This window comes from Flavobacterium sp. GNP001, from assembly GCF_054343775.1.
Genome location: NZ_JBTGUX010000001.1, coordinates 1,932,681 through 1,948,399, shown reverse-complemented (window position 1 = coordinate 1,948,399; position 15,719 = coordinate 1,932,681). Strand labels below are relative to the sequence as shown.

The following is a 15,719-nucleotide window of genomic DNA, read 5'->3' as shown; positions in this document are numbered from 1 at the left end:
TGTTATTCTGTTACTTTGATTTCAAACATTTTATCCCAGTTTTTTCCGGTAACAAAAATAGTTTTGGTTTTTGGGTTGTAAGCAATTCCGTTTAGTACATCAGTATCTGGTAATTGCGTGATTTTCTTTTTTAAATCGGCTAAATTAATGATGGCTTCTACGGCTCCATTTAAAGGGTTGATAACAGCTATAGCGTCTTTCTGGTAAACGTTTCCGTAAATTTTTCCGTTGATCCATTCGAGTTCATTTACCGCTGCAACTTTAGAGTTTAGCGAGTAAACATGAATTTGATCAATTGGTTGAAAAGTAGCAGGGTTTAAAATATGAATGGTTTCTGAACTGTCGGTCATGTATAAGTTAGTCCCGTCATTTACCAATCCCCAACCATCCATTTTTTTGTGATAAGGAAGAGTTTTTTCTTTGGCAAAAGTGTCGGCATTGTATACATAAGCTTCGCCATTTTGCCAAGTTAACTGGTATACTTTATTGTTTAAAATGGTTATGCCTTCTCCAAAATATTGTTCTGCGAGCTCTACTTTTTTATACAATTCGCCGGTTTTGTAATTGGTTTTGCGTAAGCTCGAAATTCCTTTTATTCCCGTGCCGTTGCCTGCTCCATTTCCTGTTCCTTCATATAAAGTGTCACGATAAAACTCTAAACCTTGCGTGTAGGCTGCTGTGTCATGTGGGTAGGTGTTTATGATGGTATACTTTAACAATTTTGGTTGTATATCTGAGACTAGCTCGATTCGAGTGGTTGCTTCAGTGTTTTGTCCTTCAAAATAAACCAAAGCTTTAATGGTTTGATAACCTAGTTTTTGGTCTTGTAATACCAATGGCAAAGCTGTAGCATCTTTTTTTGTCGCTATTTTTTTATCATTTACATAATAAACAACGCTATCAATTGCTTTATCATCTTTGTTCAAAAGAGCTAATGAAGCTGTTTCTTTTGGGGTGTATTGCTCTTTTAATTTGCTGCTATCAAAGGAAAACAAAGTATTTGTATCTTTTTTTGTATCGCCGCAGTTTGTTAATGCTGTACTTAATAAAATGACAGATAGGAAGTTATGTTTTTTCATGAGATCTATTTTTTGTTGAAGCAATATACAACGTTATTTTTAATAGGTAAAGCTCTTGCGAAAATATAAAAAGGTTGTATATTTGCACCGGCAAGTCCTACACGACCAGCTCCTGCAGACTCCCCCAGGATGGGAACATAGCAAGGGTACGTGGTTGAGCGGTGCGATGTAGGTCGCTTGCCATTTTTTATTTTATGTACTTTCCGAAATTCACTTCATTATATGGTCTTCCTTACGGAGGATTTTTTTATTTTTGGACCTTTCTAGCAATAACAAAACACCAATGAAAAAAGTAGTATTGATTACAGGCGCATCATCAGGAATTGGTAAATCAATAGGCGAATTTTTACATGAAAAAGACTTTGTGGTGTTTGGAACTAGCAGAAATCCTAAGAACATTCAAAATTCTGTTTTTCCGTTATTACAATTAGATGTTAGAAATGCCAATTCAATTCATGCTGCAGTTGCTGAGGTTATTAAGTTGGCTGGACGAATAGATGTAGTGATTAACAATGCTGGAGTTGGGATTACAGGTCCTTTGGAAGAAATCCCGATGGAGGAAATCAAAAATCACTTCGAGACTAATTTTTTTGGACCAATTGAAGTTATGAAAGCCGCTTTACCGCAAATGCGCGAGCAAAAATCAGGTTTGATAATCAATATTACTTCTATTGCGGGCTACATGGGTTTGCCATATCGCAGTATTTATTCGGCTTCAAAAGGAGCTTTAGAGTTGATAACCGAAGCTTTGCGTATGGAGGTAAAATCTTTTGGCATACATATTACAAATGTTGCACCAGGAGATTTTGCTACTAATATAGCCTCTGGAAGGTATCATGCGCCTATTATTTCGGGTTCGCCTTATGAGTTGCCATATAAGAAAACTTTAGAGACTATGGATACGCACGTGGATACAGGTAGTAATCCTAATCAGATGGCAGAAGCTGTCTATGCTATTATTACCACTTCAAATCCGAGAGGACATTACAAGGTAGGTGCGTTTCTACAAAAAATAAGTATCGTACTCAAGCGAATACTTCCTGATAAGGTATACGAGAAAATGCTAATGAATCATTATAACTTATAAATATTTACAAATGGACTTTAGAAAAGCGCTATTGTTTTTTCCGTTTTTTACTATGGCTACTGCTCAACAAATTGATGCTACAACCAACGGTAATTTTGCTCAAATTGAAAAAGCTACTGTTACTATGAATTTGGTAACACCACAAATTGACACCATCAAAAGTCATCAATTTGTAAATTCAATGACTGATTTTTCTTCAAATGAAATCATATCTACTGTAGATAAAACTAGAAGTCCAAAAATTTTGCTAATGGCTAATTTTGCTAAGAGTTGGAGAGTTGCAGCGTCACCTGATAATTTAACAGCACAAGAAAAAAAATATTATAAAGAGTTAAAATCAGGAAGTAGCTTTGACATAGCTGCCTATTATATTACTAACGAATCAAATGGTGTTGGTTTAAAATATAATGTGTTTCGTGCGGATGCAATATTGCGCAATCAAATTATTGATTTTGGTGGCGGAAATTTTGTAAGTGGCGATATTGCTGACGATGTTAAAATAACATTTGTTGGGCCGTCATTTATTATTTCTGATAACGCAAGTGCACGCTTGGGAGAAGCTAGTTTAGAGATTGCATTGGGTTATATGGGTTACCGTAATGATGCTTCAGTAGTAGGTAATCCGCTTAAAATAACAGGCGGTGACGTTGGAATGGTTGGAGGTTTTAGTTATCATTTTAGATTGCGTCCTGATTTATTAATTGGGCCTCAGCTAAATTTTGCAGGAGCGGTTCTCAAAAAATTGAAATATACTTACGAAGATGGCTCTACCCAAACTATTAAGCTTGACGAGGAAGAGTACGAAAATTTATGGAGAATTGATTTGGCGATTGGTGCTAAATTCAGATTCTAAATTGTAGTTTTGCAGTAGTTATGCGTTAGTGATTGTAGCGGCATCCCTCGCTTTTTTGCGAGGATACAGCGAAAAGCACGACCCGTAGCTTTGCGGAGGGTAACGCCCAAAAGAGTAGTAACACACAATTAAATATACAACGATTATGAAATTTTTTATTGACACAGCTAATTTAGCTCAAATTAAAGAGGCGCAAGCATTAGGTGTTTTGGATGGGGTAACTACCAATCCGTCATTGATGGCAAAAGAAGGAATTACGGGTAAAAACAATATTTTAAAGCATTATGTTGACATTTGTAACCTTGTTGAAGGTGATGTAAGTGCTGAGGTAAATGCTCTTGATTATGAGGGTATGGTTAAAGAAGGTGAGGAGCTTGCTGACTTACATGACCAAATTGTGGTAAAATTGCCTATGACTAAAGATGGGGTTATGGCTGCTAAATATTTCTCAGATAAAGGAATTAAGACCAATGTTACTTTGGTGTTTTCTGTAGGGCAAGCTATTTTGGCTGCTAAAGCGGGAGCAACATATGTATCTCCATTTGTAGGTCGTTTGGATGATGTTTCAACAGATGGCTTGGCATTGATTGAAGAGATTCGTTTGGTTTACGATAATTACGGTTACGAAACTCAAATATTAGCTGCGTCAGTACGCCATACAATGCATATTGTAAATTGTGCTAAAATTGGTGCTGATGTAATGACTGGCCCGTTATCTGCAATTTATGGTTTATTAAAACACCCTTTAACAGATATTGGATTGGCGCAGTTTGTTGCTGATTTCGAGAAAGGTAATAAATAAAACATTTTTTGGTGTGTAGTTTTTAGTTACACTGAATGAAATAAAAAAATCCCATTCGCCGCGGCGAATGGGATTTTTTATTGGTTTGCTTTTGGTTAGTTTTTTTGGGAATTAGTGTCCGCCGCCAGCGCTTTCAACGGAGGATATTCCTTGTTTTTTGAGTAGTTTTGGACAGTAATATCCATAAAATGCCAAATAAGCAAATCCTATTAATGGAACGATATACGAGAAATGAGTGTAAGTAATTCCTAAAATCCCCTCAGGGTTAGAAAGATCTAAATCACATATTTTTCCCTGAACAAGAGGTATAACTCCTCCGCCAAGAATCATCATGATCAAAAAAGAGGAGGCTTTTCCTGTGTTTTTGCCCAGTCCTGATATGGCAAGATCAAATATCGAAGGCCACATTATTGATAAAAACAGACCGCCGGATATGAAAAAGAATTTTGCAATTTCTGGATTTGGCCAAATTAAACCAAGAGCCATCATTAATAAACCAGAAAAACCAAAAAGCATTAATGTTTTGCCAGCATTTTTGCCTCCAATAAAACTGATAGCAATGAATAAACCAATCCAAATTGGGTAAATGTAAAAGGCAGAGACGTCATGGGCAGCAAATACATTAGCTCCAATAATAACCCCGAAAGCTACGGCTGGGACAATGAATTTTAGTGCCGTGTTCACTAAGGTTGATGTATTGAATACGTTTACTCCGCCGTTCCAACGTCCGATCATTAGACTTCCCCAATACAATGCAATAAACGGAGCAATGGCATCTTCAAGTACGCTGCCAAAGGCTTTCGTACTAAGCAATGCTGGAAGGTTACTAATGATGGTTACCTCTGTACCTACATAAATAAAAATGGCAATCATCCCTAAATACAATTGCGGGTAATTCATGATGCTGAAATTTTCATCAGTTAAGGTTGCACTCTCTGATTCTAATTTAGCAGGATCTTCTATGCGTGAAAAATACATAAATACAGCTACTGCGAGAAAGGCAATTCCTAAAATGATAAACGGTAGTTTAATGTCTTCAAGTGATAAATTTGTTTTTTTATTATCTCCCATGCCAAATAATGCAATACCTAAGAGAATGGCTCCAATAGTGGTTCCAAAAGAGTTCACACCACCGGCTAATGTTAGTCGATGTGCTCCTGTGCCGGCACTACCCATTTTGATTGCTAGTGGATTGGCTACAATTTGTTGTATTGAAAAACCCAAGCCCACGGTGAAAAGTGCAGTTAAAAAGAAAGTAAAACTTTGCATTGTTGCTGCAGGCACAAACAGGAATGAACCAATAGCTGATAGTACGAGACCAATAGAGAGCGTTTTTTTATATCCGTATTTTTGTAATACGTCTGATTTTAATGAGATTAAAAAGAAGATTAGTGAACCAACAAAATAGGCAGCATAAAAGGCCCAAGCAACCAATTGCGATTGTACTTGAGATAGGGTAAAGACTTTCTTAAAAACTGGAATTAGGATGTCGTTTGCTGATCCGACGAAGCCCCAAAAAAAGAAAACAATAATAAGTGAAATAAACTGACCCCATTTGGTTTGGATTTGCTCTGTGTTCATAAGATGAATTTAGTTAGAAATAGTGTATGCTCTTTTAATATTCGATGTGAGCGTAAATATATTTGTTAAGTGAATTAAAAAAAAATTAATCGAACGAAATAATAATATAATTATTGAATAACTAGTTTTTAATCGAGATATCTGCTTTTTTTTCAAACTTTTTATTTGTTTTTCTTAAGATAAATATTGTAAGTCTGATACTATAGATGAGTTGAATTATTATTTGGTGATTATTCACGTATGTAAATTTGTGTCAAGTAACTTGTGTGTATAGCACTTCTTTTGTTTTGTAGTTTTCAAGTTGTACATGATGAATTTTCAACTAGAAAAGAGCTTTGACTTTTAAAAATCATTTGTCATTTTGAAAGAACAATTTTAATGAAATGTTGGTTTTTCGGACAATCGCAATAGAATTTGCTCCATTTTTTTTGATGGTTTTTAAACCGTATTTTTTTTGTATTTTTGCAAAAATTTTATAATCAGATCTTCATGTTAACAGTTAATAATTTATCAGTTCAATTTGGCAAGCGAATTTTATTCGACGAGGTAAACACTACTTTCACTCACGGAAATATTTATGGTGTGATTGGTGCTAATGGTGCTGGAAAATCTACCTTTTTAAAAATAATTTCGGGTGATATGGATCCAACTTCTGGACACATTCATCTAGAGCCAGGCAAACGTATGTCTGTTTTGAACCAAAATCACAACATGTTTGATGAGCATACCGTTCTTGAAACAGTAATGATGGGTAACAAAGTACTGTATGCCGTTAAAAAAGAAATGGATGAGCTGTATTTAGATTATAATGATAAAAATGCTGATAGAATTGGCGAATTGCAAGTACAATTTGAAGAAATGAACGGTTGGAATGCCGACTCTGATGCGGCAGCCATGTTGTCAAACCTTGGTATTACTGAGGATAGCCATTATACATTAATGGCAGATCTTGAGGGTAAGATGAAAGTTCGTGTACTTTTGGCACAAGCTTTATTTGGGAATCCTGATTTACTTATTATGGATGAGCCTACCAACGATCTTGACTTTGAAACGATCGCTTGGTTAGAAAATTTCTTGGCAAATTATGAAAATACAGTTATTGTAGTATCTCACGACAGACACTTTTTGGATGCAGTTTGTACTCATATTTCTGATATCGACTTTAATAAAATTAGTCACTATTCTGGTAACTATACGTTTTGGTATGAGTCTAGTCAATTAGCTGCTAAACAACGTGCACAACAAAACAAAAAAGCCGAAGAGAAAAAACAAGAGTTAGAAGAGTTTATTCGTCGTTTTAGTGCCAACGTTGCTAAATCGAAACAAGCCACTTCTCGTAAAAAAATGATTTCTAAATTAAATATTTCTGAAATCAAGCCTTCAAGCCGCAGGTATCCTGCAATTATATTTGATCAAGATCGCGAAGCAGGAGATCAAATTTTGAATGTACAAGATTTAAGCGCCACTGTAGATGGTGAACTTTTATTCAAAGGAGTCGATTTGAACATGGCCAAAGGAGATAAGATTGTGCTTTTTTCAAAAGATTCCCGTGCTACAACAGCTTTTTACGAAATTTTAAATGGCAATCAAGTTGCTGATACTGGTAAATACGATTGGGGAGTAACTACCAATCAAGCTTATTTACCAAGTGAAAATCATTCTTTTTTTGATAATGATTTGACTTTAGTCGACTGGTTGCGTCAATATGCTAAAACTGAGGAGGAGCGCGATGAGGTTTTTATCAGAGGATTTTTGGGTAAAATGATTTTCTCTGGCGAAGAAGCTTTAAAAACAAGTAGAGTATTGTCAGGAGGAGAAAAAGTGCGTTGTATGTTATCTCGAATGATGATGGAGCGTGCTAATATTTTGATGTTAGATGAACCAACCAATCACCTAGATTTGGAGTCAATTACAGCATTCAATAACTCGCTTAAAAACTTTAAAGGTTCTGTGATTTTTACAACACATGATCACGAGTTTGCACAAACTGTAGGTAATAGAGTAGTAGAGCTTACGCCAAACGGTGCAATCGATCGCTATATGACCTTTGATGAGTATCTTGAGGATGATAAAATTCAAGAATTAAGAACTAAAATGTATACGGTTTAATTACAAACTAATTATCTAGAAAATAATACTTAAACCCCAACTGTAATAGCCGTTGGGGTTTTTTATTTGGGTTCTATTTACGTGCTAAGATCCTTGAAATGATAAAGGCTAGTATGGCTAGTATGGCTACTACAATAAAAATGCCTACGCCAACACCCGCTTTAAAGATGCCTTCAATCAACGAGCAACTAGATACGGTAATTAATACGAGTACTAATGTAAGGACTCTTGATATTTGCTGAAACATAAGGCTGAGGTTTTAATGGTTAGTGAAGTATCAAAAGTAATCGATTTATAAGTGTATGGGTTATACAATTCTGTTTGGTTTTTACACGATTGTTCTATTTAAAATGCTTTTTCGGAAATATTTTACGCTTTTTTGTCCCTTTTGAATACCAAAAAGCTAAATTTGAATTTGTATATTTGCACAACTATCTACCTAATTACTATGAGTCAAAAAGTATTACTTACTGCACAAGAAGTTACTATCATACTGCATCGTTTGGCTTGTCAATTAATCGAAAAACATTCAGATTTTTCAAATACAATTCTAGTAGGGATTCAACCTCGAGGTGTTTTTTTGGCAGAGCGTTTAAAACAAATCTTAGAACAAGAATATAAGACTCCTGCAATTGCGTTAGGTTATCTGGACATTACTTTTTTTAGAGATGATTTTAGAAGAACTGATAAACCACTCGAGGCAAACAAAACCAAGATCAATTTTATTGTCGAAAATAAAAAAGTAATTTTTATTGACGATGTACTCTATACCGGCCGCAGTATTCGATCGGCATTAACAGCAATACAATCTTTTGGGCGACCATCAGAAATTGAACTTTTGGTTCTTGTAGACAGACGTTTCAGTAGGCATTTGCCAATTCAACCTGATTACAGAGGAAGACAAGTTGATGCCATCAACAACGAAAAAGTAAAAGTAAGCTGGAAAGAACAAGAAGGGGAAGATGGCGTGTATTTGATTACAAGCTAAGTGCCAGCGCAACTATCAAGTAAAAACATATAATCGTAAACTAAAATGAAAGAATTAAGCGTAAATCATTTATTGGGTATCAAGTACATTACAAAAGATGATATCGACCTAATTTTTGAAACTGCGGATCATTTTAAAGAGGTAATCAACAGACCTATTAAAAAAGTACCTTCGTTAAGAGATATTACGATTGCCAATATATTTTTTGAAAACAGTACCCGAACTAAATTATCATTTGAATTAGCTCAAAAAAGATTATCTGCTGATGTTATTAGTTTTTCGGCAGCACAATCATCTGTTAAAAAGGGTGAAACCTTAATTGATACCGTAAACAATATTCTCTCCATGAAGGTTGATATGGTTGTAATGCGACATTCCAATCCGGGAGCCGCTTATTTTTTGAGTAAAAACGTAAAAGCCAGTATTGTAAATGCAGGCGATGGCGCGCACGAACATCCTACACAAGCCCTGTTAGATAGCTATTCTATTCGAGAAAAATTAGGAGAAGTAGCAGGAAAAAAAGTAGTTATTGTGGGTGATATTTTACACTCTCGAGTAGCACTTTCAAATATTTATGCGTTACAAATGCAAGGTGCTGAGGTTAAAGTGTGCGGACCTAAAACATTAATTCCAAGATACATCGAATCCTTAGGTGTTACAGTAGAGCCTAATTTGCGGAAAGCATTAGAATGGTGTGACGTAGCCAATATGTTGCGAGTACAGAACGAACGTATGGATGTGAATTTTTTCCCTTCAACTCGTGAATACGCCCAACAGTACGGAGTAGATCTTCCGCTGTTAGAATCTTTGAACAAAGAAATTGTAATCATGCATCCTGGTCCAATAAACCGTGGAGTTGAGATTACTAGTGAAGTGGCTGATTCTGGTCAATCGGTTATCTTGAATCAGGTTGAAAATGGAGTGGCAATCCGTATGGCGGTAATTTATCTTTTGGCTTCTAAAATTCAATAGTTTGTTGAAAAACTTCGTAAATTAGCCAAAGCAATACAAATAGATTATAAAAATTGATTTCAGAATAAATACAAAATGAAAGTAGATCAAAAAGGACACACCATTATCATTAAAGATACACAAGGAGATTTAATGGGATTTTTGATGAAAGTGACACACCAACACAAAACCTTTGAAACGCATAATCTAATCATTGATTTGTTGGCGTACAAAGAAGTTTCAGTTGCTGATGTAAAGTCATTTGCTCCTTTAGCAAAACAACATAAAAAATTAAAAAAATCATTTGTCATTGTGGTAGCTGATTTTGATTTTAACGCACTTCCAGCCAAGTTGACTGTCGTGCCTTCATTACTTGAAGCACATGATATTATTGAAATGGAAGAAATTGAACGTGATTTGGGTTTTTAAACTTATTCCCATACTTAGAAAGTGTTGCAAAAAGGAATACCAATACATTAATTGAACACGAAACCCTTTGAAACTAACTATCCTTGGTTGCTATGCCGCCACTCCGCGCACATTTACCAATCCTACTTCTCAAGTATTAGAAATAAAAAATAGACTTTTTTTGATTGATTGTGGCGAGGGTACTCAGGTACAACTTCGAAAGAACAAGATTAAGTTTTCTAAGATCAATCATATTTTTATATCTCACTTGCACGGTGATCATTTTTTTGGTCTTGTTGGTTTGGTTTCTACATTTTCTTTGTTAAATAGAACCACTGATTTACACATTTATGGTCCTGAAGGAATTAAGGATATTATTCTGCTTCAACTTAAACTATCAAACGCTTGGACTAATTATGGTTTGTTTTTTCATGAATTGAAATCGCTTGATAGTGAAATTGTTTATGAGGATGATAAGGTTACAGTCAAAACCATTCCATTAAAGCACCGTGTTTATACCAACGGCTTTTTATTTGAAGAGAAAGTCGGAGAGCGTAAATTAAATGTTGTAGCCGTACAGCAACATAAAATAGAAACTTGCTACTATCAAAAGATTAAAAACGGTAGAGATATTACATTAGATGATGGTACTATCATACCTAACACAGCACTAACTTTCGATCCTGATGCTACCAAGAGTTATGCTTTTTGTTCTGATACTATATATCATGAAGCTATTATTCCCATTATAAAAAATGTTGATGTATTATATCATGAATCGACATTTTTGCAGTCAGAAGAAGCTTTAGCAAAAAAAACATTCCACAGCACCGCTCAAGAAGCCGCCTTGATTGCCCAGAAAGCAACGGTTAAACAATTGATTCTTGGTCATTATTCTACACGATACGATTCTATTTCCTTGTTTAAAGATGAGGCTGAATTAATTTTTTCCTCTATTCTTTTGGCTGACGATGGTAAAAGTTTCGAGTTCTAAAATAATATAGTGGGGAAGTAGTGAGCTATAATTACAACCTTGCTTCTGTTTTGTAAAATAGATTATCACAACTAATTAAAATATATAAGTATGAATGATTTAAGTAATTATCGTAAGTCTTATGATAAAAATGAACTATTAGAGTCGACTATTCCAACTAATCCAATGGAATTATTCGATTCATGGTTTCGAGAAGTTGAGGAGGCAGGAGGAGAGTTTGAGGTAAATGCAATGACTGTTGCTACAATTGGCAAAGATGGGTTCCCAAAATCAAGAGTCGTTTTGTTAAAACAAGTAACTCAGGAAGGATTTGTTTTTTACACCAATTACAACTCTGATAAAGGGAAAGCTATAATTGCTAATTCACAGGTGTGTTTATCCTTCTTTTGGCCTAATTTAGAGCGTCAGGTGATTATTAAAGGCACTGCTGCTAAAACAACTACAGAGGTATCTGACGCCTACTTTAATTCTCGCCCGTTAGGCAGTAGGCTCGGCGCAATTGTATCGAATCAAAGTGATATCATCACCGGAAGATCATTTTTGGAGGATGCCTTGAAGGAATTAGAAAATGAAATGATTGATAAAGAAGTAAAAAGGCCAGAACATTGGGGTGGATTTTTAGTGTCACCAGTTGAAATTGAATTTTGGCAAGGAAGACCCAATCGTTTACATGATCGAATTCGATTTATAGTTAAACAAAACGGAGCTTGGGACTATAGTCGTTTGGCGCCTTGATGTAAGATAAATACCTATTTATTTTTTATAATGATGTAGTTCATCGATTTTTTTTGGTACTTTAACGATAATGCTTGTATATTTGTCAAAGAAATCAAGGGAAAAATTAATGATACATTAAAGTTTTTTGCCCCACAATCTACTTTAATTTTAATCTACTTTTTATTATGAAAAAAGCTTTACTCCGTATTTTTTTAATAGCAAATGTTGTATTAACAATGAATTCTTGCGCATCTGATGATTCAGAAGCTGAAACAAAACCAGCTGCGGCTCTTGAAAAAGTAGTAAGTTATGAGTACAATACCATCGAGATTGAAACGATGGATTTGATTAACAAATATAGAGTAAGTAAAGGTTTAAATCCTTTGCAACGCATCAATCATATGTCATTCAAATCAGAAGAGCATGACAATTACATGATTGCAAACAATGTGGTAAACCATAATGATTTTGTTGCAAGATCTGAAAACATAATGAAGACTTTAGGTGCCAAATCAGTAAGTGAAAATATTGCTTATAATTTTAACACACCAGAGGCAGTTTTAAATGCATGGTTAGCAAGTCCAAGTCATAAAGAAAATATCGAAGGAAATTTTACACACTTCGGTTTAGCTATTAAAGAAAATCCAGCAAATGGTAGAAAGTATTACACTAATATCTTTGCAAGAATATAAGTTGAGTTTGTAATGAAAAGGCTGCCTTCTCCCCAAGAGGCAGCCTTTTTTTTGTTGTATAAAATTGGGTAGTGATTAGTTATACGCTTCTATCTGTATTTCTACTTTTTACGTTTTGGAATATAGCTTAATCTTTAATTGTTTTACTTTTAAAATATATCTTACGTGATTTTAACGGCCTATTTTTCAATCCAAGCAAAAATAGTAGAGGAATAGCCTATTTTACACGTTATTACATGTGTTCCTTGCATTCACTAGTGATTTATGACAGTTAGTGCACAAGAAGGTGCACCAAACAACAATGTAAAGTTTAAAAGAGCTCTTTTTCTATTTAACGCATATTTACGTTTGTACCTATATTGATTTGTAAAGTACTTAGTTATTCCTTAATTGTGATTGAAAATCTTAGTACCACCCTTTTATTTTGTATTGAAGGTAATATCTTGAAAGCATACTTAAAGTTTTTGTTTTCAAATCTATTTTTGATAGCAGATCTAATTAAATTCTTTGAGCTACAAATTATGTTGTATAAAAAAAGGAGTAGTTCACACTACTCCTTTTTTTAATCAGTTGCTAAACTGTTTAATAATTTCTAATTACAAAGCTGTAATAATAAACTCACTTCTTCTATTTAGTTGGTGCTCTTCTTCGGAACAGGATACTCCATCGGCACAATTATTTACCAACTGAGTTTCACCGTATCCTTTACCAGTGAGGCGAATAGGACTAATCCCTTTCGAAATTAACCAATCTATTGTCGCTTTAGCTCTACGATCAGATAATGCTTCATTGTATTTAAAGGTTTGCCTACTATCTGTATGTGATCTAATGTCAAGTTTCATAGTTGGATTTTGTTCCAGTACATCTAATATTTTTTCTAAGTCAAAAGCGGCAGCTTGCTTTATCGTTGATTTATCCAAATCAAAATAGATCATTTTAATATTGAAACATTTACCTAAATCATCACCAATTGCAACCTTGCATTTTGAACTTTCTAAAGCAATTGGAACATATGTTTTTTCGTTCTCTTTTTTGGTTTCTGCTTTTACTTCTGTTGTTGTAAACTCAGGATATTGTGCTCTTACAAAATATATCTTGTCGCATTCCACGTTGAATGAGTATTTGCCTTGCGCATCTGCTTGCTGAGTTTGAATCTTGTTGTATTGCTCATCTAATAACACTATGGTTGCGTTTGCCAATCCTGCAGAAGTACTTAAATCAGTAACAACTCCATACAAAACATGTTCACATTTTATCTTTTTGAGCTCCAGAAATTTATAGATGTCATCAAATCCTTTTCCACCGTCTTTATTAGATGTAAAAAAACCTTTTCGTGATGTGGTGTCAATATAGTAAGCGAAATCATCTTTAGGAGAGTTGATGTCTGATCCGACATTTTCAACAGTTCCCCAAGCAGAATCGTTGTTCAATGTCGATACGAATACATCTAATCCTCCTAATCCTGGATGCCCATCAGATGAGAAATACAATTCGTTATCTTGACTAACAAAAGGGAATGTTTCTCTTCCTTCAGTGTTTATATTTTTACCTAGATTTTCAGGAGTGCTAAAACTACCATCAGTGTTAATTGTCACTTTAAATAAATCAGATTGGCCAATAGTACCTGGCATGTCAGAAGCAAAATAAAGTGTTTTTTCATCAGGACTAAGGGCGGGGTGAGCGGTATTGTAGTTGTCACTTGTAAATGGAAGTGCTTCAATGTTAGTCCAAGTGTTGTTGATTTTAGTAGCTTTGTATATTTTTAAAAGTGTTATTTTTTCTGCATTTTTCCCTTTTTTACCATTTAGAAAGTTATTTCTGGTAAAGTACATTGTGTTGAGATCTTTGGTGAAAACAGGTGTCGATTCATTGAATTTGGAGTTTACATTTTTATCAAATTTTGTTGGTTTTGCTTCAGCTGAAATTTGATCTAAAGACGCGCTGTAGAGGTTGGTAAAATGCTGATTAGTCCATTTGTGTTTGCGTTGACTAATTCCACCTGTATCTCTAGCTGATGTAAAAACAATTCTGTTGTTGTAAAGGGTTGTACCGTAATCGGAATAAATAGAGTTAATACCCGCATCTTCAATAGTGTAACGCCCTGAATTTTTTTTTATTTGTTCTAAGTAATTGGTGTTTTTTTTATAGAGAGTTCCTCTAGAATCTCCACTCGATTTTTTTGTAAATTCAAGTAATATTTTATCTGCTTTGTCATTTTGACCTATTGCTCTCAAGCATTGAGCATATCTATAATAATATTCTGTTTCTAAATCAGAAGTATTCATTTCAAAAAGCGCTTGGTACCATTTAGCTGCTTTATCTAATTGTGCATTAAAATAATAGGAGTTGCCAAGTTTTTTGAACATTTCTGCTGACTTATATCCTTTTTCAGCAACCTTTTCATAGGTTTTAATAGCATCAATAAAAGCATAATTTTCATATTCCTTGTTAGCTAATTTCACTTGTGCCTTTTGAGCATATCCGGTTATTGAAATAGTTATCAATAGAGCGATACAAAAGAGTATATTAGGTTTCATATAATTTTATTTAGAAGAATCGTGGAGCTACTATTTTATCGTTATTTTTGAAAATATCATAGCGAATAAATATTTCGTGTGAGCCTCTGTTGTAATTTTTCAAATTAGTGGTTTCGTTGTCAAATCCATAACCAATGTACATTCCTTCGCTTACTTGGAAACCTACCATAGCACTAACAGCGGCACTCCATCTGTAGGCAAGTCCAACAACAAATTTTTCGTTAAACATAAAATTTCCCGAAACATCAACTTGTAAAGGCGCTCCTGTCACTAATTTTGATAAAAAGGCAGGTTTAAACTTCACACTGTTGTTTAGATCAAATACGTATCCTCCAATTAAATAATAATTTATTCTTTCTTTAAAAATAGCTACTTCATTATCGTCATAGCGACTAGATTCGATAAAATTGGGAACAGATAAACCCAAATATGCTTTATCAGAATGTAAATATAAACCAGATCCTATGTTAGGGCTAAATTTATTATTGAAATTTTGAAGTGTAGGATCAGCTGTTACTGGATCTAATCTTGAAGGATCTAAATTTAATAAGTTAGCTGTTCCTTTCAAGCCAAAAGCAAGTTTATAGTTGGCAGATACTTGTATGCTGTATGATAAATCTGCAGATATTGTTGTTTCGTTAGTTGGACCAATCTTATCATTAATAAATGATACCCCAAGTCCAAGTTTACTGTTATTTAATGGTGTATTAATAGAGCCTACATTGGTAACAGGTGCACCATCTAATCCCACCCATTGTGCACGATGTAAGGCAAAAATACTCATAGCCCCTCTGGAGCCTGCGTATGCTGGATTAATATTTATGGTATTGTACATATACTGCGTGAACTGGGAATCTTGTTGTGCAGCGCTCTTGTAAGCTGTAAGTAGCAACAAAACAAAAAATATTTTCGTCTTCATAG

General features: G+C 34.5%; 15 protein-coding genes and 1 other RNA gene. 11 read left to right on the top strand and 5 right to left on the bottom strand.

What is annotated here, in order from left to right; translation table 11 throughout:
• Positions 1 to 2 precede the first annotated feature (2 nt).
• Positions 3 to 1,079 carry a glutaminyl-peptide cyclotransferase gene (locus tag ACXX8U_RS08190; protein WP_458565426.1) on the bottom strand — a complete coding sequence of 359 codons (1,077 nt, stop codon included), beginning with the start codon at positions 1,077 to 1,079 and terminating at the stop codon, positions 3 to 5.
• Between the two features lie 88 nt (positions 1,080 to 1,167).
• Between ACXX8U_RS08190 and ffs the strand changes: the two genes are divergently transcribed.
• From ffs to fsa, 4 genes are all read left to right on the top strand, one after another.
• Positions 1,168 to 1,265, top strand: an RNA gene (ffs, locus tag ACXX8U_RS08185) — signal recognition particle sRNA small type.
• A 97-nt stretch (positions 1,266 to 1,362) separates the two neighbouring features.
• Positions 1,363 to 2,166 carry an SDR family oxidoreductase gene (locus tag ACXX8U_RS08180; RefSeq protein ID WP_458565425.1) on the top strand — a complete coding sequence of 268 codons (804 nt, stop codon included), beginning with the start codon at positions 1,363 to 1,365 and terminating at the stop codon, positions 2,164 to 2,166.
• Positions 2,167 to 2,176: 10 nt separating this feature from the next.
• Positions 2,177 to 3,019, top strand: coding sequence for a hypothetical protein (locus ACXX8U_RS08175; protein ID WP_458565424.1), 843 nt, complete (start codon positions 2,177 to 2,179; stop codon positions 3,017 to 3,019).
• A 145-nt stretch (positions 3,020 to 3,164) separates the two neighbouring features.
• Positions 3,165 to 3,821, top strand: a complete 657-nt coding sequence (fsa, locus tag ACXX8U_RS08170) for a fructose-6-phosphate aldolase (protein WP_458565423.1) — start codon at positions 3,165 to 3,167, stop codon at positions 3,819 to 3,821.
• A 111-nt stretch (positions 3,822 to 3,932) separates the two neighbouring features.
• Here fsa and ACXX8U_RS08165 read toward each other — a convergent pair whose 3' ends face one another.
• Positions 3,933 to 5,402: an MFS transporter gene (locus ACXX8U_RS08165; RefSeq protein WP_458565422.1), complete on the bottom strand. Its 1,470-nt coding sequence runs from the start codon at positions 5,400 to 5,402 to the stop codon at positions 3,933 to 3,935.
• A gap of 489 nt (positions 5,403 to 5,891) precedes the next feature.
• On the opposite strand from ACXX8U_RS08165, the gene ACXX8U_RS08160 reads away from it, so the two are divergent.
• Positions 5,892 to 7,511 (top strand): ABC-F family ATP-binding cassette domain-containing protein, encoded by a 1,620-nt coding sequence (locus ACXX8U_RS08160; RefSeq protein WP_210788997.1) that lies wholly within the window; start codon positions 5,892 to 5,894, stop codon positions 7,509 to 7,511.
• A gap of 73 nt (positions 7,512 to 7,584) precedes the next feature.
• On the opposite strand, the gene ACXX8U_RS08155 is transcribed toward ACXX8U_RS08160, so the two are convergent.
• Positions 7,585 to 7,758 carry a hypothetical protein gene (locus ACXX8U_RS08155; RefSeq protein ID WP_458565421.1) on the bottom strand — a complete coding sequence of 58 codons (174 nt, stop codon included), beginning with the start codon at positions 7,756 to 7,758 and terminating at the stop codon, positions 7,585 to 7,587.
• 201 nt (positions 7,759 to 7,959) lie between these two features.
• Between ACXX8U_RS08155 and pyrR the strand changes: the two genes are divergently transcribed.
• From pyrR to ACXX8U_RS08125, 6 genes are all read left to right on the top strand, one after another.
• A complete protein-coding gene (gene pyrR, locus ACXX8U_RS08150; RefSeq protein ID WP_458565420.1) occupies positions 7,960 to 8,499 on the top strand; it encodes a bifunctional pyr operon transcriptional regulator/uracil phosphoribosyltransferase PyrR in 540 nt (179 codons plus the stop codon).
• Between the two features lie 45 nt (positions 8,500 to 8,544).
• On the top strand, positions 8,545 to 9,471 hold the full coding sequence (locus ACXX8U_RS08145; protein WP_458565419.1) for an aspartate carbamoyltransferase catalytic subunit: 927 nt from the start codon (positions 8,545 to 8,547) through the stop codon (positions 9,469 to 9,471).
• Positions 9,472 to 9,546: 75 nt separating this feature from the next.
• Positions 9,547 to 9,879, top strand: coding sequence for a ribonuclease Z (locus ACXX8U_RS08140; protein WP_458565418.1), 333 nt, complete (start codon positions 9,547 to 9,549; stop codon positions 9,877 to 9,879).
• Positions 9,880 to 9,946: 67 nt separating this feature from the next.
• Positions 9,947 to 10,852 (top strand): ribonuclease Z, encoded by a 906-nt coding sequence (locus ACXX8U_RS08135; protein ID WP_458565417.1) that lies wholly within the window; start codon positions 9,947 to 9,949, stop codon positions 10,850 to 10,852.
• A 90-nt stretch (positions 10,853 to 10,942) separates the two neighbouring features.
• Entirely contained in the window at positions 10,943 to 11,587 is a 645-nt protein-coding gene (gene pdxH, locus ACXX8U_RS08130) for a pyridoxamine 5'-phosphate oxidase (protein ID WP_458565416.1), read from the top strand.
• Between the two features lie 167 nt (positions 11,588 to 11,754).
• Complete coding sequence (locus ACXX8U_RS08125; protein ID WP_458565415.1) at positions 11,755 to 12,261, top strand: CAP domain-containing protein; 507 nt, start codon at positions 11,755 to 11,757, stop codon at positions 12,259 to 12,261.
• A gap of 596 nt (positions 12,262 to 12,857) precedes the next feature.
• Here ACXX8U_RS08125 and ACXX8U_RS08120 read toward each other — a convergent pair.
• Positions 12,858 to 14,798, bottom strand: coding sequence for an OmpA family protein (locus ACXX8U_RS08120; RefSeq protein ID WP_458565414.1), 1,941 nt, complete (start codon positions 14,796 to 14,798; stop codon positions 12,858 to 12,860).
• Between the two features lie 10 nt (positions 14,799 to 14,808).
• Positions 14,809 to 15,717, bottom strand: a complete 909-nt coding sequence (locus ACXX8U_RS08115; protein WP_458565413.1) for a PorP/SprF family type IX secretion system membrane protein — start codon at positions 15,715 to 15,717, stop codon at positions 14,809 to 14,811.
• Between the last annotated feature and the right edge of the window lie 2 nt (positions 15,718 to 15,719).

Coding starts and splice junctions, on each gene's coding strand:
- ACXX8U_RS08165 (WP_458565422.1), bottom strand. CDS start 5,402: ATGAACACAGAGCAAATCCAAACCAAATGGGGTCAGTTTATTTCACTT.
- pyrR (WP_458565420.1), top strand. CDS start 7,960: ATGAGTCAAAAAGTATTACTTACTGCACAAGAAGTTACTATCATACTG.
- pdxH (WP_458565416.1), top strand. CDS start 10,943: ATGAATGATTTAAGTAATTATCGTAAGTCTTATGATAAAAATGAACTA.
- ACXX8U_RS08160 (WP_210788997.1), top strand. CDS start 5,892: ATGTTAACAGTTAATAATTTATCAGTTCAATTTGGCAAGCGAATTTTA.
- ACXX8U_RS08180 (WP_458565425.1), top strand. CDS start 1,363: ATGAAAAAAGTAGTATTGATTACAGGCGCATCATCAGGAATTGGTAAA.
- ACXX8U_RS08115 (WP_458565413.1), bottom strand. CDS start 15,717: ATGAAGACGAAAATATTTTTTGTTTTGTTGCTACTTACAGCTTACAAG.
- ACXX8U_RS08155 (WP_458565421.1), bottom strand. CDS start 7,758: ATGTTTCAGCAAATATCAAGAGTCCTTACATTAGTACTCGTATTAATT.
- ACXX8U_RS08120 (WP_458565414.1), bottom strand. CDS start 14,798: ATGAAACCTAATATACTCTTTTGTATCGCTCTATTGATAACTATTTCA.
- ACXX8U_RS08140 (WP_458565418.1), top strand. CDS start 9,547: ATGAAAGTAGATCAAAAAGGACACACCATTATCATTAAAGATACACAA.
- ACXX8U_RS08190 (WP_458565426.1), bottom strand. CDS start 1,079: ATGAAAAAACATAACTTCCTATCTGTCATTTTATTAAGTACAGCATTA.
- ACXX8U_RS08175 (WP_458565424.1), top strand. CDS start 2,177: ATGGACTTTAGAAAAGCGCTATTGTTTTTTCCGTTTTTTACTATGGCT.
- ACXX8U_RS08125 (WP_458565415.1), top strand. CDS start 11,755: ATGAAAAAAGCTTTACTCCGTATTTTTTTAATAGCAAATGTTGTATTA.
- fsa (WP_458565423.1), top strand. CDS start 3,165: ATGAAATTTTTTATTGACACAGCTAATTTAGCTCAAATTAAAGAGGCG.
- ACXX8U_RS08145 (WP_458565419.1), top strand. CDS start 8,545: ATGAAAGAATTAAGCGTAAATCATTTATTGGGTATCAAGTACATTACA.